This is a genomic window from Bradyrhizobium nanningense, from assembly GCF_004114535.1.
Lineage (GTDB): Bacteria > Pseudomonadota > Alphaproteobacteria > Rhizobiales > Xanthobacteraceae > Bradyrhizobium > Bradyrhizobium nanningense.
The window spans coordinates 205,869-229,276 of the sequence record NZ_LBJC01000028.1 but is presented as its reverse complement, the minus strand read 5'-3'; the positions used below and the strand labels follow the sequence as shown (position 1 = coordinate 229,276).

The window sequence follows — 23,408 nt, the reverse complement described above, 5'->3', positions numbered from 1 at the left end:
AACGTGAGCACGCGGCCGTCGAACGCCCTTACGGCGGAGCTCTCGACACGCATCGATCGATGCAAACTCAAAAGTCTCGGAGGCGGCTGGCATTTGCCAGGCGGGTATTGACCTGGCGCAATCTGGAACTTGTCTGGTGCGGTAATCTGGCTTGTCAGCTGAACCATCCCGACGAGTTCGGCAAAATTCGCCCCCCCCGCACGGTCATGGTCGAGCAAACACTGCCCCTCTCGAATCAGGAAGAGCCGAGCCGGCTCTCTGTCGCGTCGGCATGGTCGGGAGTCCTCGCGCACAAATGGTTTGTGCTCGCGATCCTTGTTCTGTTCGCCCTTGGCACCTGGCAGGGCGTCAGGGTCTTGTTCGGACCTGCCGTCGTGGTCGATCAGGTCGCGCGCGGACGATTGATCGAAACCGTGGTGGCGAGCGGGCATGTCGAGACGCCTTACCGCGTCGAGATCGGCAGTCAGATTACCGGGACAGTTGCTGACGTTCTGGTGCAGGAAGGCGAGAAGGTTACCAAGGGGCAACCGTTGGTCTCGCTGGAGGCACGGGAACTGAAAGCGACCGTGATCCAGGCGCAGGGGGCGGTAGCCCAGGCCGAAGCCAGGATCAGGCAGCTCGAAGAGCTGACGCTGCCGTCTGCAAAGGAGGCGCTGACACAAGCACAAGCGACGCTTCTCAACGCCCAACAGACCTATGACCGCACGGCGCAGCTCGAACGCAATGGTTATGCGACCAAGGCGGCCCTGGATGATGCGCAGAAGACGCTCGATGTCGCGCGCGCGGTGAAGCGCGCGGCGGAGTTCCAGGTCTATACCGCAAGTCCGGGCGGCAGCGACTATGTCATGGCGCAGACGCAGCTCAACCAGGCTCGGGCCAATCTGGACACGGCGGAATCCCGCCTGGGCTATGCGACGATCGTAGCTCCTCGCGACGGCGTTCTCATCACCCGGAGCGTCGAGCGAGGCACCGTTGTGCAGGCGGGGAAGGCGCTCTTGGTGCTTGCGCCGTCGGGTGACTTGCAGCTGGTCTTGCAGATCGACGAGCGCAATCTCGGCAAGCTCGCACTCGGACAGAACGCGCTGGCGTCTGCGGATGCTTATCCCGACCGGCGTTTTGCCGCCAAGGTCTCCTACATCAATCCGGGCATCGACATTTCACGCGCCACCGTCCAGGTGAAGCTGACGGTGGTGGAGCCGCCCGAGGATCTTCGTCAGGACATGACGGTCTCGGTCGACATCGAGGTTGCCGCGAAGGACGATGCGAAGGTGCTTCCCGTCCGCTCAGTCCATGACGTCCTCTCCGGACAGCCCTGGGTCCTGACCGTCTCGGGCGGTCGAGTGGTCAAGCGTCCGGTGAAGCTCGGCTTGCGCGGCAACAGCAACATCGAGATCGTCGAGGGGCTGGAAGCAGGTGACGTCGCGATTCCGCAAAGCTCCGGCGTGCTGACCGGGCAGCGGGTGCGGCCCGTCCTGCCATGAATCGCTGGCTGCCATTCGAGTGGATCGCGGCCGTGCGCTTCCTGCGCGAGGGGCGATTGCAGACCATCTTCATCATCGGCGGCATTTCGATCGGCGTTGGCGTCATTGTCTTCATGTCGGCAATGCTCGCGGGCATGGAGGCGAATTTCATCAGGCGCGTGCTGACGTCGCAGCCGCAGATCCAGCTCCTCACGCCGGATCAGGTCGCGCGCCCCTTGCGCAATGCAGCCGGCGAGATCGAGGACGCGGTGGTGCAACGGCCGAGCCAGCGGGTGATCTCGATCGACCAGTGGCCGAAGATCAGAACCCAGATGCTCGCGATGCCGGAAGTCACCGCAGTCTCCCCCACCATCACCGGCTCGGCGCTGGCCATCCGCGGCGACGCCAGCCGGGCGGTGACGCTGACCGGAATTGAGCCGGACACGTATTTCAACATCGTGAAGGTGCCGGACTATATCGTCGCCGGCAGCGCGCGGTTGACCAGCGAGGACGTCATCATCGGTACCGAGCTCGCCAAGAATCTCGGCGCCACCGTGGGTGACAAGTTGAATCTTCAGGCGGCAAGCTCTGCCAATCGGGTGCTGACGATCTCCGGGCTGGTCGATTTCGGCAACAAGGGTGCCAATCAGCGGGTGGCCTTTATCGCACTCCGGACCGGCCAGTCTCTGCTCGGCATGATCGGCGGCGTTACCACCATCGACATGACGATCAAGGACATCTATGCGGCCGAAACCATCGCCAGGCAGATCCAGGCCGCGACGGCCGTCGAGGCCGACAGCTGGATCGCTACCAATGCGCAGTTCTTCACCGCCGTGCAGGCGCAGATCTACACCAACACCTTGATCCGACTGTTCGTAGGCTTGTCGGTGGCCTTTGGCATCGCCGCGGTGCTCATCGTGTCGGTGATCCAGCGCTCCAAGGAAATCGGCATCCTGCGGGCCATGGGCACGTCGCGCGGTCAGATCCTGCGGGTGTTCCTGCTTCAGGGTGGTCTGCTCGGCTTTATCGGCTCGTTGGTCGGCGCGGCGATGGGCGCCCTCGCGCTGATCTATTGGCATGCCGTCGCCCGCCAGGCGGATGGAACCGAGTTCTTTCCGTTGATCCTGGAGCGAAGTCTTTTCATCTATACGGCGATCCTCGCCACGGTCACCGGCCTGTTGGCTGCGACAGCGCCGGCGGTACGCGCCGCGAAACTCGATCCGGTGGTGGCAATCCGTGGCTGACGAGATCCTGAAGCTGGAGCGCGTGTGCAAGTCCTACAATGTGGGTCTGCCGACCGAGACCGAGGTGTTGCACGACATCGATCTCGAGCTCGACCACGGCGAATTCCTGGCCTTGATGGGTCCGTCCGGCTCCGGCAAGAGCACGCTGCTCAACATCGTCGGCCTGCTCGATCGACCGACGTCCGGACGGCTGCTCATCAAGGGCCGCGACACCGGGCTGCTGGGTGACAACGAAATCACGCATCTCCGGGGCCACACCATCGGCTTCGTATTTCAGTACCATTTGCTGATCTCCGCCTTCACCGCGCGCGAAAACATCATGATGCCGATGCTTGCGGATCGCGGATTTCCGAGCGCGGAGATCGCGGCCCGGGCTGATCATCTCCTGGCCGAGGTCGGTCTGGAGAGGTTCGGAAACAATCTGGCCAACAACATGTCGGGCGGCCAGCAGCAGCGTGTGGCGGTGGCCAGAGCGCTTGCCATGAATCCGGATCTGGTGCTGGCGGACGAGCCGACCGGCAACCTCGATACCAAGTCGGCCGATGCCGTCTTCGAGCTGATGCGACGGGTCAATCGGCAGAGTGGCACGAGCTTCCTGCTCGTCACCCACAATCTCGACCTTGCGCGCCGCTGTGACCGCATCATCGAGGTGGTCGACGGCCGGATTGCGCAGCATTGAATGACGGGAAGCCGGCGCAAGCGTCCGGCATGCGCTTGCAGTCGCTTTCGAGTTCATTGGCCCGCCAGCAAGGTCGAACGGGACTCCCAAGGTCGGATCCAGCCCCCTGAACCCCTTGAGGCGGGGTCTGGCAATCCCAGGATTCTGCCAAGACCTGGCCGCTGCGTTACGGACGCCTGGCGACCACCCATGCCCGGCGGCTATACTATTTTCGCGGAACTAGTATAACCGAGCCGAATGGGAATAGGACGAAGTAACCAATTGAAATTGCAGCACTATCGCTTTTCCGTCGCCCCCATGATGGATTGGACTGACCGGCACTGCCGGGTGTTCCACCGCCATCTGACACGGCGGGCGCTGCTCTATACGGAGATGCTGACGACCGGGGCCGTCATTCACGGCGACCGCGAGCGGCTGCTTGGGTTCGACGCGGTCGAGCATCCGATCGCGCTTCAGCTTGGCGGGTCGGATCCGCGCGAACTGGCGGAGGCTGCGCGGATCGGCGAGGCGTTCGGCTACGACGAGATCAATCTCAACGTCGGCTGCCCGTCGGACCGCGTGAAGGACGGCCGCTTCGGCGCCTGCCTGATGGCGGAGCCGGAGCTGGTGGCGAGATGCGTCGAGGCGATGAAGCGTGCGGTCGCGATTCCCATCACGGTGAAATGCCGCATCGGGATCGACGATCAGGATCCTGAAGTGGCGCTCGATGCGCTTGCGCGCGGGGTGGTCGCCTCCGGCTGCGATGCGCTGATCGTGCATGCCCGCAAGGCCTGGCTCAACGGTCTGTCGCCGAAGGAGAATCGCGACATCCCGCCGCTCGATTATGACCGCGTCTATCGGCTCAAGCGCGCGATGCCGGAGGTGCCCGTCATCATCAACGGCGGCATCCCCGGAATCGAGGAAGCAAAAGCGCATCTCGAACATGTCGATGGCGTGATGCTCGGCCGTGCCGCCTATCAGGAGCCATGGCGGCTGCTCTCGGTCGATCGGGAGATTTTTGGCGAAGCGGCCCCGCATGGATCCATGCAGGCCGCGCTCGAGGCGATGATGCCCTATATCGAGCAGCAGCTCGCTCGCGGCACGCGGCTGCATGCGATCACGCGGCATTTCGTCGGCGCATTTCATGCCGTGCCCGGCGCCCGGGCCTTCCGTCGCCATCTCGCCGAGCAGGGCACGCGGTTGGGGGCGGGCGGCGATGTCTTGAGCGATGCGATCGCCAAAGTCGCATTTGGACAGGCTGCCTAGAAGCTGCGCCATGACGGCGGCGCCTCGATGCGCTAGGTCTCGGCAGGGATACAGCAAGGGAGCGAAGCTTGAGCACAGCGCCACGCATCGACATCGATCCTGCCGCATTCTGGGCCGATCCCTATCCAATGCTGGCAAAGATGCGCAAGGAGGCGCCGATCGCCTTCGTGCCGCAGCTCGGCTCGACGCTGCTGACCAGCCGCGACGACATTTCGATCTCCGAGAAGCAGATCGACGTGTTCTCCTCGCACCAGCCCGCCGGCCTGATGAACCGGCTGATGGGCCACAACATGATGCGCAAGGACGGCGAGGCGCACCAGGTCGAGCGCCGCGCGATGTTCCCGACGGTGTCGCCGAAGACGGTGAAGGCGCACTGGACTGCGCAGTTCCAGGCCCATGCCGACCGCATCATCGATTGTATCGAGCCCGGGCGGGTCGACTTCATGCGCGATTTCGCGCTGCCGTTCTCCGGCGAATGCCTGAAGTCGATCACCGGCCTCACCAATATCGGCTTTGAGGATATGGACGCCTGGTCGCAAGGCATGATCGAGGGCATCGCCAATTACGCCGGCGATCCCGCGGTCGAGTCGCGCTGCCATACCGCGACGTCGGGTATCGATGCTGCGATCGACGACATCCTGCCGGTGATGCGCAAGCAGCCCGACCAGAGCATCCTCGGCGTCCTTCTCGCCTCGGGCATGCCGATGGAGAGCGTGCGCGCCAACGTCAAGCTCGCGATCTCAGGCGGACAGAACGAACCGCGCAAGGCGATCGCCGGCACGATCTGGGCGCTGCTGACCCATCCCGAACAGCTCGATCTGGTCCTGCGCGGTGAAGTGACCTGGCTGCAGGCGTTCGAGGAATACGCCCGCTGGATCTCGCCGATCGGCATGTCGCCGCGACGCATCACAAAGCCGTGGAGCATCCGCGATGTCGCCTTCGAAACCGACGAACGCGTGTTCCTGATGTTCGGCTCCGCCAATCGCGACGAGAAGCATTTCGAGCTCGCCGATCAGTTCGACGTGCGCCGCGACGTGACCAAGAGCGTCGCGTTCGGTGCCGGCCCGCATTTCTGCGCCGGCGCCTTCGCCTCCCGCGCCATGATCGCCGACGTCGCGCTGCCGACATTGTTCGCGCGGGCGAAGCAGCTGGAGATCGCCGATGACGAGCCGGTGCGGATCGGCGGCTGGGCCTTCCGGGGCTTGCAGAATCTGCCGGTGAGGTGGCTGCATTAACCGCGAGGCCTCGTTACGCAAGCCGCGGTGACGATTACATCCTAGCCCTGTTTTGCCCGACGCCTCAGGTTGAATTTCGTAAAATTGGAAATTGCTTTCCCCTCAAGGTGTTGGCTACTGTGCATGGGGTTGTTTTACGTCTTTTTGTGATCTGGCCCGACCAAGCGGCTCACCTTTGCGTGCGGAAAAATTTGCCTGCAATTGCCCCGCCGATCGAACGATTGATCATGTCGCCGGGGCGCGCAACAGCATGCGCATTGTTCTTCTTCCAGCGATCTCGACCATTCCGGCAGACCGCACCACCCTTTTGGGGCGCGTTAGGCTCGGAGCCGGTCAGCGGCGAGCCACCTGTTGTCGGCGGACCATCGTACCTAAATACAGCGGACCCCGCTTCGGGGACCATGCCATGAATGTAGTGCCCCGCGATCTCATGACTGAAATCCCCGTCTCCTCCGCCGATTTCCGCGGCGCCATGCGCCATCTCACCGGCGGCGTCAGCGTCATCACCGCCGGGAGGGGCAAGGACATCACCGGCATGACCGTGACCTCGGTAAGCTCGCTGTCGGTCGAGCCGCCGACGCTGCTGGTTAGCATCAACCGCGATGCCTCGTCCTTTCCGTTGATCAAGCGCCACGGTGCCTTCGGCGTGAACATCCTCAACGCCGACCAGCTCGATGTCGCCGAGCGCTTTTCCGGCAAGGGCGGGCTGAAGGGCGCCGATCGTTTCAAAGGCGCCACATGGGTGACGGCGGTCTCGGGCGTGCCGCTCCTGGCCGGCGCGCTGTCGGCCTTCGATTGCGAGGTCGAGGAGATCATGGAGCGCCACTCGCACGGCATCATCATCGGCCGTGTCAGGGACATCAGGAATTCCACCCGCAGTGCGGCGCTGGCCTATTGGCACGGTCAGTATGTGGCGGTCGACCAGGACGAAGACGCCGCCAGGCTCGCGGAAGTCAGCGTTCCCACGCACGGCCGGCGCGGCGTTTGATCGCCGCCCGAAGGGGGCGCGCAGGCTGGCCTTTTCGGCCTCATCGCTCTAGAAGCGCTCTGAGCCTCCCCGTTCGGGGCGGCAATGGAGCGGATCGATGAAGCGCATCGCGACCTTCGCCTTCTACGCCGTCGGCGCGCTCGCGATCGCCTATCTCGCGCTCTACGCTTACGCGATGTTCTCAGGCCAGCCCGTGATCATCCCCGGCGACCCCATCCACATTTTCCGCAAGCCGGACGCGCCGAGTTATTCGTGAGGCTAACGCGCACCTGACCATGTGGTGCGCCGCTCTCTCCTCTCGTCATGGCCGGGCTTGACCCGGCCATCCACATGTAACCGCGAGTGGCGAGAGACGTGGATGCCCGGGACAAGCCGGGCATGACGGCGGAGTGAGTGGCTACCCCCTTAAAATCGCCAGCGCCAGCGCCTGCGCGCGCGGCACGATGCTGTCGAGCTCGAGATATTCCTCCGGCGTGTGCGCGAGCCCGCCGACCGGGCCGAGGCCGCAGATGGTCGGCGTGCCGACCGCGGCGGTGAAGCCGGAATCGGCGCAGCCGCCGGAGAACTCGCCCTGCAGCGTGGTGAGGCCGACCTGCCGTGAGGCCGCCTGATAGCCTTCGAACAGCGTCTTGGACTCCGCGCTCTGCACCACCGGCACGAACTCGCCCTTGATCGTCAGCGTTGCGCTGGTGCCCGGAACGTAAGACGTCGCGACGATTTTTTCGATCGCCTCCATCACCCGCGCACGATCCGCCGGATCGACATAGCGCAGGTCGATCTGACCCTCGGCAGAGGGCGCCGTGGTGTTGACGGACTGCCCGCCCGAGACGAGACCGACGTTCAGCGTGATGCCCTTGTCGAGATCGGTCAGCGCGTGGATTTGCACGATCTTGTGCGCGAGCTCGCCGATCGCGCTGACGCCTGCGGCAAAGTTGGCGCCGGAATGCGCGGCTTTGCCGGTGATGGCGAGATGCATGAAGATGCCGCCCTTGCGTCCCGTGACGACGTTGCCGGTCGGGCGGCCCGGCTCGGAATTGAATACGGCGCGGGCGGAGCGGCCTTCGCGCTCGATCACGGGCCGGGACGAGGGCGAGCCGATCTCCTCGTCGGAGGTGATGAGCAGCTTGATCGGATGCGGGTTGCCGCCGAATTTGTGGAAGGCGGTTGCGACGAACACGTTCATGACGAGACCGGACTTCATGTCGGCGACACCAGGCCCGTAGGCGCGGCCATCTCTGATGGTGAAGGGACGGCGCCCGGCCTCGCCCTTGCCGAACACGGTGTCGCGATGCCCCATCAACAGCACGGGCTTTTCGTTGCTGCCGGGTTTTGCCACCTCGGCATGGATCGCATCGCCAAAGGTGGCGTTGGCCTCGCGGCGGGACGGAATGCCGTGCTCGGCAAAATGCCGCTCGAACCGAGCTCCGACCGCATCGACGCCTTCCTTGTCATAGGACCCGGAATCGATGTTCACGACATCGCACAGCAGATCGATCATCGCCTGCCGCTGTGATGCCAGCCAGTCCGTGATTTGAGCTTCAGACATGTTGATCCTCGCGTGGTTCTCGCGCCTGGTTATAGGGCCTCGCGCAGGCGCGACCTAGTCGTCGAATGCGGTGCGGCCATGTTCCACCGGTGTCGTCCCCGCGAACGCGGGGACCCATACCGCGAAAGCTATCGATGTGGGCAGTCGGAGTACCGAACGACGAGTCTTCGCCAAACTGCTCCCTGTGGTTATGGGTCCCGGCGCTCGCCGGGACGACACTGAGGGGGCGCGCTGCGTACGCTTTACCACCAAACAAAAATGCCCGGGACCAGCCCGGGCATTCGCATCCTCAATATTCGCTGGAGAGACCTCAAGCCCCCATCATCGGCATCCGCGGATATTCGCCGGGCGTCCCCGCCGGCGGGATCGGGATGCCGCCGTCGGAATATTCGTTGAGCTTGTTGCGCAGCGTGCGGATCGAGATCCCCAGGATGTTGGCGGCATGGGTCCGGTTGCCGAGGCAGTGCTTCAGCGTCTCCAGGATCAGGTCGCGCTCGACATCGGCCACGGTGCGCCCCACCAGCGCGCGCGTCACCTGCTCGGCGGCCATCGTGGCGTGGGCCACGGCGGGGGGCGTCTTGGCGAGATCGAGGCGGTCGCCGTCCGGAGTGATGATGGCGTCGGGACCGATCTCGTCGCCCTGCGCCATCAGCACCGCGCGGTGCATGGTGTTTTCGAGCTCGCGGACGTTGCCCTGCCAGCGGTTGGCCGAAAGCACGCGGCGCGCTTCCGCCGAGATCGGGCGCAGCGGCACGCCGTTGGCCTCGGCATATTTCTTCACGAAATGCTGGGCGAGCTCCAGAATGTCGGCGGAGCGCTCGCGCAGCGGCGGGATCTTCAGGTTCACGACGTTGAGGCGGAACAGCAGGTCCTCGCGGAACCTGCCCTCGCGCACGGCCTCGGCGAGGTTGCGGTTCGAGGTCGCGATGATGCGGATGTCGACGGCTACAGGCTTGGTGCCGCCGACGCGGTCGATCACGCGCTCCTGGATCGCGCGCAGCAGTTTCGACTGCAGGCGGACGTCCATCTCCGAGATTTCGTCGAGCAGCAGCGTGCCGCCGGTGGCCTCCTCGAACTTGCCGATGCGGCGCGCGACCGCGCCGGTGAAGGCGCCCTTCTCGTGGCCGAACAGCTCGGATTCCAGGAGATGCTCGGGAATGGCGGCGCAGTTGATCGAGATGAAGGGACGCTTGGCGCGCGCCGAACGGGTGTGGACGTAGCGGGCCAGCACTTCCTTGCCGGTGCCGGATTCGCCGGTGATCATCACCGAGGCGTCGGAGCCGGCGATCTGCTGCGCCAGCTTGATCACCTTGGCCATGGCTTCGTCGCGATAGACCAGCTCGCGGGAATCGTTGGCGACGGCGGCCAGCACCGCGGCGATCAGGTCGGGGTCGGGCGGCAGCGGGATGTATTCCTTGGCGCCTGCATGGATCGCGGCGACCGCGGCGCGGGCGTCGTTGGTGATGCCGCAGGCGACGATCGGAGCGTGGATGTGCTCGGCCTCGAGCCGCATCACGAGCTCGCGGATGTCGAGGGCTACGTCGACCAGCAGGAGGTCGGCGCCCTTGCCGCCGCGCAGCACGCGCATCGCCTGCTCGTGATCCTCGGCGTGGGTCACGGTGGCGCCGTTGTCCATCGCGATCTTGGTGGCGGTGGTGAGCTGGCCCTTCAATGTGCCAACGATGAGAAGCCGCATGTCAGTCTCCTGTCCGTCTGGTCGCGCTGCCGCGCGTTATCACGTGCGTTCGGTCTTGATGATTTCGGTCATGGTCACGCCGAGCTTGTCCTCGACCAGGACGACTTCGCCGCGGGCGACCAGCTTGTTGTTGACGTAGATGTCGATGGCCTCACCGACGCGGCGGTCGAGCTCGAGCACGGTGCCGGGCCCGAGCTTCAGGAGCTCGCTGACGTCCATCTTGGAGCGGCCGAGCACCGCCGAGACCTGTACCGGCACGTCGAACACGGCCTCGAGGTCGGCGGCGGCACGCGCCGCATATTCGTCCTCGTTGTGGCCGACGTCCGTGCCGGCAGGCGGCATCGGGCCGTTGAGATCGGGCAGCGGGACCTGTCCGTCGGTGTCGCTCATGGGTTAACTCCCCCTGCGGGACGCGACATAGCGTCCGACCATTTCGTCGATCTTGGCCGCGATGGCACCGCGCTCCAGCACGACGCCGCCATCGGCCCATTCGATCCGGCAGTCGCCGGTGGCAATCTCCGGCTCGGCCAGGATCACCAGCCGGCCCTCGAAACCGCTCTGCTTGGCGAGCCGCTCGATCTTTTCGCGGGCGGCGTCGTAGAGCGCATCATTGATGCGGACGACGAGATGCGGCGTCGCGACCAGGTGCGAGAAGCAGTCCTTGACCAGCGCGACGATCTCGCCGAGCGGCTCGGCGGCGACGAGATCGGCGCACAGCTTGCGCGCGACCGCCACCGCGACGTCGACCGCCTCGGTTTCCATCTTCGTTTCGATGTTGCCGATACCGGCCGCGATGTCGCGGACGCCGATGTTGATCTCTTCCATGGCGAGCGCGACGCGGCGGTCGCTCTCGGCCTTGGCTTCGCGCTGGCCGGCGGCAAAGCCTTCCTGGTAGGCGCGCGCTTCGGCCTCCGCGACCTTCTGGGCGATCTCGGCGGCGGTCGCGGCCTTCTCGCGCGTCGCCCGCTCGGGCGCCGCGAAGTCAGTATCGAACAGGAATTTCGCCGGAGCGGCCATCAATACACCAGTTCGTCGTCGGCGCGGTTCTTGGTCAGCATGATCTCGCCCTTGGCGGCGAGGTCCTTGGCGAGGTTGACCAGAAGCGCCTGGGCCTCGTCGACGTCGCGCAGGCGGACCGGGCCCATCGCCGCCATGTCGTCCTGGAGCATCTTGGCCGCGCGCGAGGACATGTTGCCGAAGAAGAAGTTGCGGACGTCCTCGTTGGCGCTCTTGAGCGCGACGCCGAGCTTGTCCTTGTCGACGTTGCGCATCAGGGTCTGGGCCGATCCGGAATCGAGCTTGACGAGGTCGTCGAAGGTGAACATCAGCGCCTTGATGCGCTCGGCCGATTCACGGTTGTCCTCCTCCAGCGAGGTGATGAAGCGGGTTTCGGTCTGGCGGTCGAAATTGTTGAAGATTTCCGCCATCACCTCGTGGGCGTCGCGGCGGCGGGTCTGGGACAGGTTGGACATGAATTCGGTGCGCAACGTCTTCTCTACGCTCTCGATCACCTCCTTCTGAACCGCCTCCATCTTCAGCATGCGGTTGACGACGTCGAGCGCGAGGTCCTCGGGGAAGATGCCGAGCACGCGCGCGGCGTGCTCCGGCTTCAGCTTCGACAGCACGACCGCAATGGTTTGCGGATATTCGTTCTTGAGGTAGTTGGCGAGGACCTCTTCCTGCACATTGGAGAGCTTCTCCCACATGTTGCGTCCGGCGGGGCCGCGGATCTCGTCCATGATGCCGTTGACGCGCTCCGGCGGCAGATACTGCTGGAGCAGGCGCTCGGTGGCGTCGAAATTGCCCATCAGCGCGCCGGAGGCCGACATCCGCGAGACGAATTCGAGCAGCATGTCCTCGACGGTGTCGACCTCGACGGTGCCGAGCGTCGACATCTCCAGCGAGAGCTGGCGCACCTCGTCGTCGTCGAGCAGGCTCCAGATCTTGCCGCCGTATTGCTCGCCGAGCGCGAGCATCAGGATCGCGGCGCGCTTCGGCCCGGACAATTGTTCGGCTGGCTTGCCGTCCTTTGCCCGGGTGTTGGCACGCTGACCGAGCGTGGAGATCACGCTGGTGATGTCGTTGCTGTTGGCGTTTTGCAATGCGGCGGCCATGTCAGATCACTTCTCGTACTACTTTGCGGATTCGCCCAGCCATTGGCGGACGATGGCGACGGTTTCGTTGGGGTTGCGCTCGGCGAGCTCGCCGACGCGGTGAACGGACTGGGCGTGGACCTGGCCCTGGATGGTGGCGACGTCGATCGCGCTGGCGGCGCCGCTCGGCAGGAGCGGCTGGGCGGACGGCGCGGTTTCTTCGGAAGCTGCCGGGCCGCTGAGCACGCCGGAGATGGCGGCGGCGACCTCGTCGGAGGCGAGGATGCGCTTGACCAGCGGGCGGATGACCAGGAACAGCACGATCAGGCCGAGCAGCATCATCACGCCGAGCTCGACGAAGTACATGACGTCGTCCTTGGTGAACTGCAGCATGCCGAGGAAGCCGCTAGGTTCGGCGATCGGGGCGGTGGAGGGCGCATCGGCAAAGCGCAGATTGACGACCTCGACCTGGTCGCCGCGCTTCTGGTCGAAGCCGATGGCCGAGCGCACCAGCGCGGCGATGCGGTCGAGCTGCTCCTTGGTGCGGTCCTGATAGGCCAGATCGCCCTTCTCGTTCTTGGAATAGATGCCGTCGACCAGCACCGCGACCGAGATACGGTTGACCCGGCCGGCTTCGGTCACCTCGGTCTTGGTGGTGCGGGAGATTTCGTAATTGTTGGTCTCTTCGGTCTTCTTGCTCTGGTCCTTGGCCGCGACGCCGTTGTTCTGCTGGTTGCCGGGCAGCTCGTTGTTGACGGTGACCTGGCCGTTGTTGTCGGCGGTCATGCTCTGCTCTTCGCGGGTCTGGCTCGAGCGCAGCACCCGGCCTTCGGGATCGTACTTGTCCGAGGTCTGGGTGACCTTGTTGAAGTCGAAATCGGCGGAGAGCTGCACGCGGGCGCGGCCCGAGCCGACCACCGAGGAGACGATGTCCTCGACCTGCTTGCGCATCCGCTTCTCGAAGGAGATGCGGCGCTCGTCGCCGACCGCCTGCTCCGGATCGGCCGCCGCGCCGTCGGCGAGCAGCTGGCCGGCCTCGTCGACGATCGAGACCCGCTGCGGCTTCAGGCCGTTGACGGCGGAGGCGACGAGGTGGCGGATGGCGCGGATCTGCTGGGCTTCCAGCGCGCCGCGGACGCGCACCACGATCGACGCCGAGGGCTCCGGCGCCTCGCGCGCAAACAGCGGGCGCTCGGGCAGCACCAGGTGGACGCGGGCGGCCTGGATGCGGTCGATGGCCCGGATGGTGCGGGCGAGCTCGCCTTCCAGCGCACGCAGGTGATTGATGTTCTGGACGAAAGAGGTGGTGCCGAGCGCGTCCGACTTGTCGAACACCTCGTAGCCGACGCCGCCGCCCTTGGGCAGGCCGCCCTCGGCGAGCTTCATCCGCAGGCGCGTGACCTTGTCCTTGGGCACCATGATGATGGAGCCCTCATTGCGGATCTCGAACTGGATGCCCTGGCGTTCCAGGTCCTTGATAATGCCCGAGGAATCCTCGACGCTGAGGTCGGTGAACAGCGTCGTCATCTGCGGCGTGGTGACGCGCATGATGACGAATGCGAAGAAGCCGATGAGCGCGGCGGTGACCGCGATCATCGCCCCGAACCGGGCGGCGCCGATACTCTTCAAAAAGTCCGCAAGACCTTGCAAGCAACCGCCCCAACAGATTCGGCCGCTTTCACCGGAAAGGCCGACTGGGCAATTATTGCCTAGGGGATGGTTTCGATATGGTTAACGAAGGTTAAGAGGTGGGACAAAAGTCGCGCCAAAGAGCGATATGAAAAAAATCGGCCCCGCAGGGCGGGGCCGATTTTCGTCAAAAGCCGCAGATTTCCGGATCGCCTACTGGCGATATTGCTGGATGCGGGTGGTGCGAAGACCCGCCAGACCATGCTGGTCGATGGAAAACTGCCAGGAGAGGAATTCGTCGACCGTCAGGGTATAACGGCTGCAGGCCTCCTCGAGCGAGAGAAGTCCACCACGGACAGCGGCGACGACTTCGGCCTTGCGGCGGATGACCCAGCGTTTGGTGCCGGGTGCAGGCAGATCCGCGATCGTCAACGGACTGCCGTCCGGCCCGATGACGTATTTTACCCTCGGGCGATGGGGTTCTGTCATGGCGTACTCACAAACTCTCAACCACTGAACTCACACCCGTAACCCTACGCCCGGCGGCTTAAAAATCCGCTAAGCCTAAGGCTTCAATACAATTCTCGTTGAAAATGCTGAAACGACGCCGTGTCGGCCGCCGGAAGAGCTGACATCCGGGCCGGCCGAGGGGCCTTCGTAAATACTTTACTAACGAATGGAGCCCTCAAGGGGCTCTCTCAGCCGGTCGTCCCGGCGAACGCTGGGACCCATACCGCGTGATCTATCGATGAGACGCAGGTCGCAGTACCAAGAATGACTTCCTAACCACCAGTCTTCGCCAAACTGCTCCCTGTGGTTATGGGTCCCGGCGTTCGCCGGGACGACGCCGAGCGTGTGGAATCACCCACTCCCTCAATTGCTCGTCGCAATGATGCTCTTCACCTGGCTCAGCGTGTAGCTGGCGCCGTCGATGGTGAGCAGCGGCGGCGACTGGGTCAGGTCGACGGACGACACGGTGCCCTGCACCTGCGCGGCGATGCCGACATTGTTGTTCGCCACGTCCTTGCCGGTGGCCGAGATCGTGTACTTGCCGTCGGGCCATTGCGTGCCGTCATTGCCCTGGCCGTTCCAGGTGAAGGGGATGTCGGTGCCGGCGGCGGCGGTATATTTGCCGGTGAACACGGTTTGGCCGCTGGCATTGGCGATGGTGATGTCGACGGTGGAGTCGGTCGGCACGTTGAGATGCCAGGTGGCCGACGAGCTCTTCATGGTCGCGGTCGAGCCGTCGACCAGCGCGGTCTTGCCGACGAAGCCCAGCGCCTGGGTCGCCTGCGTGGTCTGCTGCAGGGTGACGAGCTGGGACAGCGAATCGTTGGTCTTGAGCTGCTGCTCGACGCCGGCGAACTGCACCAGCTGCTGGGTGAACTGGTTGGTGTCGAGCGGATCCAGCGGGTTCTGGTTCTGCAGCTGCGTTGTCAGCAGCGTCAGGAAGGTCTGGAAGTTGCCGGCGAGCGTCGATCCCGTGGTCGAGCTCAGCGAGTTCGACGAGGAGGATTTCGGGAGGTCGGTCGTCCCGGAGACGACAGCAGGGGCCGTGGCGCCAGTCGTGGTGGTCATGTCGAATACTCCTTACACTCTGATGTCGATGCCGCTGCTCGGCCCATACGTGCGGCCATAGCTGCGGCCGACCGGTGCGGCGGCGACGGTGTCGTCCTCGCTGATGATCAGCCGGCGGGCATTGCCGCCATTGTCGTTGTTCTGGCCGGAGTTATGGCCCGATGAATTCTGGTCGCGCAGGCTGAAGGACAGCCCGTTGCTGCCGGTCTTGAGGCCGGCATCGTCGAGCGCGCGCTGCAATTGCGGCGCGTCCTGGCGCAGCAACTGCAGCGTCTCCGGCTTCTCCACGGTGAGATGCGAGGTGACGTTGCCGGCGCGGTCGACATTGATGCGCACGTCGATGCGGCCGAGCTCGGCCGGATCGAGGCTGATGTCGAACCGGGACTTGCCGGAGCGGATCGCGGCCGCGATCTCGACCGGCACGCCGTTGATCGGCACCGCCGTCGCACTGGCCGCGGTCGCGGTCAGCGTCGCGGTCGATGCGGATGCGGTCGAGGTCGTTTGGGTCAGCGGCGCCTGCACGGCGGAGGCGGTTTGCGCGCTCGTATCAGTGGTGTTGAAAGCGGCCTGCGCATTGGCATGGGCCTGGGCGGCCGGTGCGGCCGGGATCGCGTCGGGCGAACGGTCGGCGGCGCCGGGCTTCGTCTCGGTCGCTGCATCATCCGCCTGCGGCTTGGGGCCTTGCGGATGCGCGGCGGCGTTGGCGGTCGGAGTGCCCGGTGCTTGCGTCGGGGCGGCGTTCGCCTTGCCGGTGTCCTGGCCGATATTGGAGACGTCGGACTGTCCTTGCGCGGCGGCGACGGCCTGGAACGAGGTCTTCGGCGTGCCGGGATTGACGGGGATCAGTCCGCCGTTCGGCTTGGCGTCGGCCGTAATCTCGGCGGTTGCTCCGGTCGCGGCATCGGCCAGCGTCGCCGACGTGTCGGCATCGACCTTGGCGCTGGCGGTCTTGGCGTTCTTGTCGCCTGATGTGGCGGTGTCGGTCTTGGTGCCGGCGATCTGAGCCGCGGTCGAGGCGCTGGCGGCAAGGCCTGCGGCGGCGATCGTCAGCGGCGAGGAGGTGGCGGCTTGGTTCGCCGCCGCGTTCGTATCGGTTGGAACGCTAGGTGCGGCAACCACGATCGCGTTGGGATCCGGCACGGCCGCCTGCGCCGCGTCGGTCGGTGCGGCATCGACGGCGCCCGCGAGCCCATCGGTGGCCTCGGTCTTGTCGCCCTTGGTCTTCTCGGATGTATCGGCCGATTTGGCGTCGGATGTCTCGGACTTGTCCTTGATCTTGTCCTTGATCTTGTCCTGGACCTTGCCGGCGTCCTTGGCTGGATCGGTGGTGGTATCGCTCGCCTTGTCGTCCCTGGCGGGCGCGGATACCTCGGTGTTGTCGCTCGCCTTGCTCTGGGAGGGTTGATCGGTGGACGAGGGGTCGCGCGGGCCCTTGTCCGCGGAGGACGAATCGCTCCGCCGCGGCGCGCTGTCCTGGGCCTGTGAGGCCGCATTGGTGCCGATCGCCTGGGTGTTGCTGTCGACCAGCGACCCGAAGGAGTCGTTCGCGGACGCCTCTTTGGCGCTCTGCGACCGGGCAGGCTTTTGCTGCGCGCTCGGAACTTGCACGCTTGCCGCGACATCTGACGTACGACCGACCACAGGCGACCTCTTGGAAACATCTTCGGCATCAGGGGAGCAAGGAGCGGGCCAGTGTCAGCGCGCAAGCATTTATGTAGCAAAATCAATATCTTATTAATTCGAAACCACCGCTGCCGGGCCCGCGCGACCCCGCCATTTCTGCCTCCCCGGCAAGAATTGCCGTAAGCTGGCCGCCCGCGTGATTGCTTCACCAGAATGCCGCCTATATTAAAGAGGTTACTTTCAGCCGCTTTCGACCGGGCGATCGTGCCTTTCGGGAACTGAAGTTCCCGGGGATCGCCGATGTCCCGCGAGAAGCAAGAAATCGCGGATCGCCGCGCGCCGCCGTCGCAACTCTTAAAGGCCCATGCTCAACAGTCTGGATCTCGAAGGCCGTCCTGAGGACACCAGGGTCGTCGTTGCCATGTCGGGCGGCGTCGATTCCTCGACGACGGCTGCGCTTCTGAAGGCGGAGGGCTACGACGTCGTCGGCATCACGCTGCAGCTCTACGACCATGGCGCGGCGACGCATCGCAAGGGCGCCTGCTGCGCCGGCCAGGACATCCACGACGCGCGCGACGTCGCCGCCAAGCTCGGCATTCCCCATTACGTGCTCGACTACGAGGATCGCTTTCGCGAGTCCGTCATCGACAATTTCGCCGACTCTTACGCGCTCGGCGAAACGCCGGTGCCGTGCATCGAGTGCAACCGCTCGGTCAAGTTCCGCGACCTCCTGAAGACCGCGCGCGAGCTCGGCGCCCAGGCGCTCGCCACCGGCCATTACGTCGCCTCGCGCCGCCGCGAGGATGGCTCGCGCGCGCTGGTCTGCGCGGCCGACGCCGATCGCGACCAGAGCTATTTCCTGTTCGCGACGACGCAGTCACAGCTCGACTTCCTGCGCTTCCCGCTCGGCGACATGACCAAGCCCGAGACGCGCGAGCTCGCACGGCGCTTTGGCCTGTCCGTCGCCGACAAGCACGACAGCCAGGACATCTGCTTCGTGCCGACCGGGCGCTACACCGACATCATCACGCGCCTGCGGCCGAACGCGATGGACCCCGGCGAGATCGTCGATCTCGGCGGACGGGTGCTCGGCCGGCACAACGGCATCGCCAATTTCACCGTCGGCCAGCGCCGCGGCCTCGGCATCGCTGCATCCGCGCCGCTGTACGTGGTGCGGCTGGAGGCAGCGACCCGCCGCGTCGTCGTCGGCCCGCGCGATGCCCTCAAGATGCACCGCATCTCCTTGCGCGACGTCAACTGGATCGGCGACGGTGACATCGACCGCGCCATCGGCGGCGGCCTCGAACTGTTCGTGCGCGTGCGCTCGACCCGCAGCCCGCAGCCGGCCTGGCTGCGCGGCGGCAATGGTCATTACGAGGTCGAGCTCGTCGCCGGCGAGGAGGGCGTCTCGCCCGGCCAGGCCTGCGTGTTCTACGACGCAGCCAGCGGGCAGGCGCGCGTGCTCGGCGGCGGCTTCATCCAGAGCGCCGCCGCGAAGCAGGGCAGCGCGACATCGCGTCCGCTCGCGGAAGCCGTGCGCGGCTAAGGATGTCGAGATTTAGCGCGACTGTTGCCGCAACGACGGTGCGCCCCCTCTCCCGCTTGCGAGAGAGGGGCGGGGAGAGGGGGGGCTCTGCTAGCGATATATCGCGAGAGGAAGGAACCCTCACCCGCCACGCTCTTGCGAGCGTGTCGACCTCTCCCGCAAGTGGGAGAGGCGCTAGACCAATTTCGGGGCTCGCTTCGATCTCACCAATGATCAATTCTTTCGAAAGTTTCGCGTAAGGGCAGGGGGCATGGCAGCAGACATCTCGCGGGCCGGGGTCGAGAAGGCCTATGGCCGCTGGGCGCCCGTCTATGATCTCGTGTTCGGCAAGGTGTTCGACGCCGGCCGGCAGTCGACCATCGCCGAGGCCGACCGCATCGGCGGCCGCGTCCTCGACGTCGGAGTCGGCACCGGGCTCTCGCTGTCGGACTATTCGCGCACCACGAAGATCTGCGGCGTCGACATTTCCGAGCCGATGCTGCGCAAGGCGCAGGCGCGCGTCCGCGCGCTTCGGCTGTCCAATGTCGAAGTGCTCTCGGTGATGGATGCGAAGAACCTCGCCTTCCCGGAAAACTTCTTCGACGCGGTGGTGGCGCAATATGTCATCACCGCTGTGCCCGATCCCGAAGGCACGCTCGACGAGTTCGTGCGCGTGCTCAAGCCCGGAGGCGAGCTGATCCTGGTCAACCACATCGGCGCCGAGAGCGGTCCGCGCAAACTGTTCGAGCTCGCTTTCGCGCCCGTCGCCCGCCGTCTCGGCTGGCGCCCGGAATTCCCGTGGGCCCGCCTCGAAGGCTGGGCGACCAGGCACGGCGGCATCACGCTGGCCGAGCGGCGCCCGATGCCGCCGATGGGGCACTTTTCGCTGATCCGTTACCGCAAATCGTGATCATGCGGGCAGGGAACAGGGGGCATCGCGCGCGCGTTCCCCTCCCATGCGCACGACATCAAACATCATCCTGGCTGGCCTCCTGATCGCCGCCTCCGGCGGAGCGATCGCGCAGGCCCCGCCCGCCCCGGCGACGCCGCCGCAAGCGACCGCGCCGCCATCCCCACAACATGCCGCCAACTGCATGCCGCAGGACCGGCCGGGCCGCTCGTCGGACGGCACCACCACTGGCCAGTCCCGGGAACCGCTCGGCGACAAATTGGCCAAGTCCGACGGCGTGCTCTGCCCGCCCGCCGGCGTCGACCCCGAGATGCACGCCCCGGCGCCCGATACCGGGGGCAACACCCCGGTCATCCCGCCCCCCGGCAGCCCCGGCGGCGACCCGAACGTGCGGCCGAAATAGCTTGTCGGGCCGAAGCCTTGGCGTAGGCGGAGGCGGCTTCTCGCCTCTCGCGCTCTTCGCCTCTCCCCGCCTGCGGGGAGAGGCCGGAGCGCATCGATAGATGCGATCCGGGTGATGGGGACTCTCCGCGCATCTGGTCCCCGAAATGGGCGAACCCGGCGCCAAAATCGCCCGCTTTTCCATCCTCACAGCTTGTCTTGCAAACCTTTCCGCAAACGCGGATTGACTTCCCGCCGCCCCCTTCTTTATATGCCGCGCGTTCGCGAGATCGGCCTTATTCGCCGCCGCGGGCCCTGTGGCGGGGTAGCTCAGCTGGTTAGAGCACGGGAATCATAATCCTGGGGTCGGGGGTTCGAGTCCCTCCCCCGCTACCAAAAAAAGCCCACAACATCAATAGATTAGGCGCATCACCTCGGGGCGAATCCCGGTCCGTAACGCATCGGTAGCGCCGCATCGCATGCGAACGCAATCTAGTCCTTGAGCGCTCTGAATCCTTCATAGATAATCACTCAAAGGCCATTGTCGTTGCTGCTTTTCTCATTCGCTTGCACCGGCAGGCCCCTCGATCCTCCGCGCCAGCACGCATCAAGTGGAACTAGCCACGCATTCTGACAAAAGCCCGAGTCCGCAATCTAATCCTTGATGGATCAAGGCCGGATCGCGTGCTCGGCGCTGCCCGAGGACCGGTTTTGAAGCCGGCGAATATCGGCCGCGAACTCGCTTCAGCTGCTCAGCCCTCTCAAGATTCGACTGGACGCTCGTCCGCATGGTTGGGCAGCGGGTCAAGAGCCAGTCGCCGGGGCGATAGAAGTATCCTTTCTCGCCGCAGTCCTCGCATGCAGGCGCTGGAGGCTTCTGCCAGCGCGATGGCCTCCTCGACCAGGGCGTCCGCCTCCGGAGAGAGCGTGCCGTCCCAGTAGACGTACAACGTGCCGTATTTCTGCTTGATCTGATTGAACTTCAAGGTGTCGCCACCAGCCTGGACGACGGTCCGGATCCGGACGCACATGCGGTCCAGCAGGTCGCGCCAGCCTTCCCCGCACTCCGGAGTGCCTTGGGCCGCTGAGGGGCAGTCCGCCGGCGGCTGGAAGAGGCGTCGCGGTGAGCCTCACCCAATCTCCCACGACCCCAGCCATCACCGACCTCAAACGCTACCGAACTCGCTGGACATTGGCGTCAGTAGCGCTGCGGCCCTATCGTTAACGGAAAGGGAATCGCGCAGCAGGGCTGTCGATGGTCGGAAAAAAAGGCCGTCAAGAGGGGCAAGCGGACACCGATCGGGGACAGAGTTCAGTTCCTGATGATGATGCATCCGGACGTGATCGCGGACATCAAGCAGGTTGCCATCGACGACCACCGGGCCGCCTGGGATATCATGGAGCAGGCCGCCAAAGAGTTTCTCAGGCGAAGAAAGCGAAGTGACACCGAGGGGTAGGCTCCGTTTTCGTCTCGTTTGATCAAAGGACATCATCGGTAAGCAAAGCATTCGCCCCGTGAATTCACGTTTCGCTTTCCATGGAGGCTAGTTCGTCAGCGACGTACTTCGAATTCTTCACCCAGACCGGCACGTCAGCCAGGTCCTTGTCCTGCTGCCTGATCGCTTTCAGCAGGCGCATCTCGTCCAATAGATAAAATAGCATCGCCCGACGTACGGTGATTACCGAAGCACCCTGCTGCATTCCGTACTCCCGAGCGATAGTCGAGCGCTGGGCCGGCGATAGTCTCGGATGCGCTACGAATTCAACCTCCACCGTTTTGTGCCAGTCGTCGTCGAGGGTCGCAGGAACGGGAGCGTGGTCGGGCAGAAGATCCGACGACAACACGCGAGGAAGCGAGAAGTCGATGAATCGCTTGCGGGAGAAATCGAAGGCGCGGACATGGTAGCGGCCCGACGCCTTCACGACGGCGTGCGGACAGACGATGCGTTCGCTGGCCTCTGCGCTTGTCATCGATTGATATCTCAAGCGGCAGCTCGTGCGCAGTTCCGTGGCAGCGAGAAGCGCTCTTACGTCGTCGGGCTCGATCCGATGTTCGGGAGCGGACAATACTTCCAATGAGAGAGGTTCGTCGGTACGGGCCTCCGGAAATCTCGTGGCCCAGAGATCGTCCATCGAGGCGGGCACATCGAACACGGGAGCGAACTTTTCGGGGCGCAGATATGCACCTGCTCCCAGACTGCCGGCTGCAGGTCCCGGTTTTCTTTCCGGTGGAGGAGTGGGGGAAAGGTAGCGATAGGTCTTTATATCTATTTTTGCTTGTACCTCGGATATGCCAAATTTGGAGGCATGGTCGGCGAGTCGCAAATACCCGAACCATTTCAGTCGGTCGTCCACATGCTTGAGACGAGCCTTCAAGGCGGCGCCGCCTCGCAAGGTTTCGAGTTCGGATAGTGACTTTACAGTCATCGTGTATTCAGTTTTAATATTCGCATGGTAAATACTCAAACAGATTCGGAGGAAGACGTCGAGATTACGCTCCGCATGCTGAGTCGGGGTGTCCTCGACCTGCATCAGGGCGTTCGGGCCGGCGAGATCGTTGATCCTTATTCGCTGCCCCAGACCATGGGAGACGGCATGCGGATGCTGTCGAGGCTGTGCGTTCTTGCGGCGTCAGAAGACCTCGGCGATAGCATCCATTCCCTCTCCGACATCGCCCGTCGACTGCCCGTTGGAGAATGGGGCGTTCCGCAGTTCGCCGCCCCCTTCCGCTTCGCCGAGGCTAAGCTCCTAACCTCCGAACCGGTCGCGCCTTCCGAGGAATGTCGCGCGCTGGCGAGCAAAGGCGGCGTTGACGGAATCCTTGAGGGCGTCCATCACCTCCAGCTTCGCGACATCGTGCAGCGCGTCCGGAGCCAGAGCCGGCTTCAGATCTACTCCGTGCTGCGTGAGCGGATCGTACGCAAGCCCGTGTACGAGCGCCGAGAGCTCTCCGGCTTCCTCGAAGACCAGGGCATCGTCGCCGCTGACGAGGTCATGCGTCAGTGGTCGATCGACATTCCGCTCGGCGCGTTGCGACGTGAAGGCTCGTTTGCGATCTGCGCCAACTGCGGCGGCCTTCTCTATCCTCACCGCGACACGAACCGCTTTCCGGTTGGCCGATGCAAGATCGGCCCCTGCCGAGAGGAGGTGCCCTCATCGACGGCCGGGCAGATCGTTGAAGACGCCGCCGGCTGGCGAGTTTTCAAGGACGACATTTTGGCCTATTGGGTCGGCCCCGGCCTGGCAGAGATCCGCTTGTACGACGAGCTCCGTAGGGGCGGCGTGGACGTACAGCTCTATCCCCGCGACGATGCCGCTGATGTCGGCCGGGCCAGCGAACTCGGCATCGACGTGAAGAGCTACGCCTGTCCCCGGCTTCTCGGCGACACCTTGTCCGAGCGGCTCGGCGGTCTGACGACGTTCGAAGAGCGGTACGTGGCCATTCCGGATGCCATAGTGAACCGCCGGCCGGGCTATCTCGAGGATCTGCGCTACGCCTACCGCGGCTCTACTAGCGTCGTTTTCGGAAAGGTCAGCGAAATCGCCGCGAGGATTCTCGGATGAGGGTTGCTCCGG

23 protein-coding genes and 1 tRNA gene are annotated in these 23,408 nt (G+C 64.7%); 13 read left to right on the top strand and 11 right to left on the bottom strand.

Annotated features, from left to right (window positions below; translation table 11 throughout):
• Positions 1–206 precede the first annotated feature (206 nt).
• The 7 genes from XH84_RS24030 to XH84_RS39975 all read left to right on the top strand — a co-directional run bounded on the left by XH84_RS24030 (position 207) and on the right by XH84_RS39975 (position 7,107).
• Positions 207–1,481 (top strand): efflux RND transporter periplasmic adaptor subunit, encoded by a 1,275-nt coding sequence (locus tag XH84_RS24030; RefSeq protein ID WP_128916423.1) that lies wholly within the window; start codon positions 207–209, stop codon positions 1,479–1,481.
• Complete coding sequence (locus XH84_RS24025) at positions 1,478–2,704, top strand: ABC transporter permease (RefSeq protein WP_128916356.1); 1,227 nt, start codon at positions 1,478–1,480, stop codon at positions 2,702–2,704. Before XH84_RS24030 ends, XH84_RS24025 begins: the two co-directional genes overlap by 4 nt.
• Positions 2,697–3,383: an ABC transporter ATP-binding protein gene (locus XH84_RS24020; RefSeq protein WP_128916355.1), complete on the top strand. Its 687-nt coding sequence runs from the start codon at positions 2,697–2,699 to the stop codon at positions 3,381–3,383. The genes XH84_RS24025 and XH84_RS24020 overlap by 8 nt, the downstream gene beginning before the upstream one ends.
• Before the next feature lie 261 nt (positions 3,384–3,644).
• Positions 3,645–4,628, top strand: coding sequence for a tRNA dihydrouridine(20/20a) synthase DusA (gene dusA / locus XH84_RS24015; RefSeq protein ID WP_283811964.1), 984 nt, complete (start codon positions 3,645–3,647; stop codon positions 4,626–4,628).
• Positions 4,629–4,696: 68 nt separating this feature from the next.
• A complete protein-coding gene (locus XH84_RS24010; protein WP_128916353.1) occupies positions 4,697–5,863 on the top strand; it encodes a cytochrome P450 in 1,167 nt (388 codons plus the stop codon).
• Positions 5,864–6,269: 406 nt separating this feature from the next.
• The gene (locus tag XH84_RS24005; RefSeq protein WP_128916352.1) at positions 6,270–6,851 is read left to right on the top strand and encodes a flavin reductase family protein; all 582 of its coding nucleotides are present in this window, start codon (positions 6,270–6,272) and stop codon (positions 6,849–6,851) included.
• A gap of 97 nt (positions 6,852–6,948) precedes the next feature.
• Positions 6,949–7,107 carry a hypothetical protein gene (locus tag XH84_RS39975; protein WP_164718287.1) on the top strand — a complete coding sequence of 53 codons (159 nt, stop codon included), beginning with the start codon at positions 6,949–6,951 and terminating at the stop codon, positions 7,105–7,107.
• Between the two features lie 141 nt (positions 7,108–7,248).
• Here XH84_RS39975 and XH84_RS24000 read toward each other — a convergent pair whose 3' ends face one another.
• The 9 genes from XH84_RS24000 to XH84_RS23955 form a co-directional block, all read right to left on the bottom strand.
• Positions 7,249–8,397, bottom strand: coding sequence for a M20 family metallopeptidase (locus tag XH84_RS24000; RefSeq protein ID WP_128916351.1), 1,149 nt, complete (start codon positions 8,395–8,397; stop codon positions 7,249–7,251).
• A 310-nt stretch (positions 8,398–8,707) separates the two neighbouring features.
• Positions 8,708–10,093: a sigma-54-dependent transcriptional regulator FlbD gene (gene flbD, locus XH84_RS23990; protein ID WP_128916350.1), complete on the bottom strand. Its 1,386-nt coding sequence runs from the start codon at positions 10,091–10,093 to the stop codon at positions 8,708–8,710.
• A 39-nt stretch (positions 10,094–10,132) separates the two neighbouring features.
• A complete protein-coding gene (fliN, locus tag XH84_RS23985) occupies positions 10,133–10,483 on the bottom strand; it encodes a flagellar motor switch protein FliN (RefSeq protein WP_128916349.1) in 351 nt (116 codons plus the stop codon).
• A 3-nt stretch (positions 10,484–10,486) separates the two neighbouring features.
• Positions 10,487–11,110 (bottom strand): FliH/SctL family protein, encoded by a 624-nt coding sequence (locus XH84_RS23980; protein WP_128916348.1) that lies wholly within the window; start codon positions 11,108–11,110, stop codon positions 10,487–10,489.
• The gene (fliG, locus tag XH84_RS23975; protein ID WP_126254944.1) at positions 11,110–12,207 is read right to left on the bottom strand and encodes a flagellar motor switch protein FliG; all 1,098 of its coding nucleotides are present in this window, start codon (positions 12,205–12,207) and stop codon (positions 11,110–11,112) included. The genes XH84_RS23980 and fliG overlap by 1 nt, the downstream gene beginning before the upstream one ends.
• 18 nt (positions 12,208–12,225) lie before the next feature.
• On the bottom strand, positions 12,226–13,836 hold the full coding sequence (gene fliF / locus XH84_RS23970; protein WP_128916347.1) for a flagellar basal-body MS-ring/collar protein FliF: 1,611 nt from the start codon (positions 13,834–13,836) through the stop codon (positions 12,226–12,228).
• A 192-nt stretch (positions 13,837–14,028) separates the two neighbouring features.
• Complete coding sequence (gene sciP, locus XH84_RS23965) at positions 14,029–14,304, bottom strand: CtrA inhibitor SciP (RefSeq protein WP_002714638.1); 276 nt, start codon at positions 14,302–14,304, stop codon at positions 14,029–14,031.
• 384 nt (positions 14,305–14,688) lie between these two features.
• Entirely contained in the window at positions 14,689–15,393 is a 705-nt protein-coding gene (locus XH84_RS23960) for a flagellar hook assembly protein FlgD (RefSeq protein ID WP_128916346.1), read from the bottom strand.
• A gap of 12 nt (positions 15,394–15,405) precedes the next feature.
• Positions 15,406–17,034, bottom strand: coding sequence for a flagellar hook-length control protein FliK (locus XH84_RS23955; RefSeq protein ID WP_128916345.1), 1,629 nt, complete (start codon positions 17,032–17,034; stop codon positions 15,406–15,408).
• Positions 17,035–17,380: 346 nt separating this feature from the next.
• Between XH84_RS23955 and mnmA the strand changes: the two genes are divergently transcribed.
• From mnmA to XH84_RS23935, 4 genes are all read left to right on the top strand, one after another.
• Complete coding sequence (gene mnmA, locus XH84_RS23950; RefSeq protein ID WP_128916344.1) at positions 17,381–18,562, top strand: tRNA 2-thiouridine(34) synthase MnmA; 1,182 nt, start codon at positions 17,381–17,383, stop codon at positions 18,560–18,562.
• Positions 18,563–18,812: 250 nt separating this feature from the next.
• Entirely contained in the window at positions 18,813–19,451 is a 639-nt protein-coding gene (locus XH84_RS23945; RefSeq protein WP_128916343.1) for a class I SAM-dependent methyltransferase, read from the top strand.
• 46 nt (positions 19,452–19,497) lie between these two features.
• On the top strand, positions 19,498–19,854 hold the full coding sequence (locus XH84_RS23940; RefSeq protein ID WP_128916342.1) for a hypothetical protein: 357 nt from the start codon (positions 19,498–19,500) through the stop codon (positions 19,852–19,854).
• Between the two features lie 297 nt (positions 19,855–20,151).
• A tRNA-Met gene (locus tag XH84_RS23935) sits at positions 20,152–20,228 on the top strand.
• 365 nt (positions 20,229–20,593) lie between these two features.
• Here XH84_RS23935 and XH84_RS23930 read toward each other — a convergent pair.
• Positions 20,594–20,818, bottom strand: a complete 225-nt coding sequence (locus tag XH84_RS23930) for a hypothetical protein (protein WP_128921297.1) — start codon at positions 20,816–20,818, stop codon at positions 20,594–20,596.
• Positions 20,819–21,154: 336 nt separating this feature from the next.
• Here XH84_RS23930 and XH84_RS41440 point away from each other — a divergent pair, with 336 nt between their 5' ends.
• Positions 21,155–21,289 carry a hypothetical protein gene (locus XH84_RS41440; protein ID WP_283811963.1) on the top strand — a complete coding sequence of 45 codons (135 nt, stop codon included), beginning with the start codon at positions 21,155–21,157 and terminating at the stop codon, positions 21,287–21,289.
• A gap of 64 nt (positions 21,290–21,353) precedes the next feature.
• On the opposite strand, the gene XH84_RS23920 is transcribed toward XH84_RS41440, so the two are convergent.
• On the bottom strand, positions 21,354–22,364 hold the full coding sequence (locus XH84_RS23920) for a BrxR family transcriptional regulator (RefSeq protein ID WP_128921299.1): 1,011 nt from the start codon (positions 22,362–22,364) through the stop codon (positions 21,354–21,356).
• Here XH84_RS23920 and XH84_RS23915 point away from each other — a divergent pair.
• Entirely contained in the window at positions 22,335–23,396 is a 1,062-nt protein-coding gene (locus tag XH84_RS23915; RefSeq protein ID WP_128921300.1) for a restriction endonuclease-related protein, read from the top strand. The genes XH84_RS23920 and XH84_RS23915 overlap by 30 nt on opposite strands.
• The last annotated feature ends 12 nt before the right edge of the window (positions 23,397–23,408 follow it).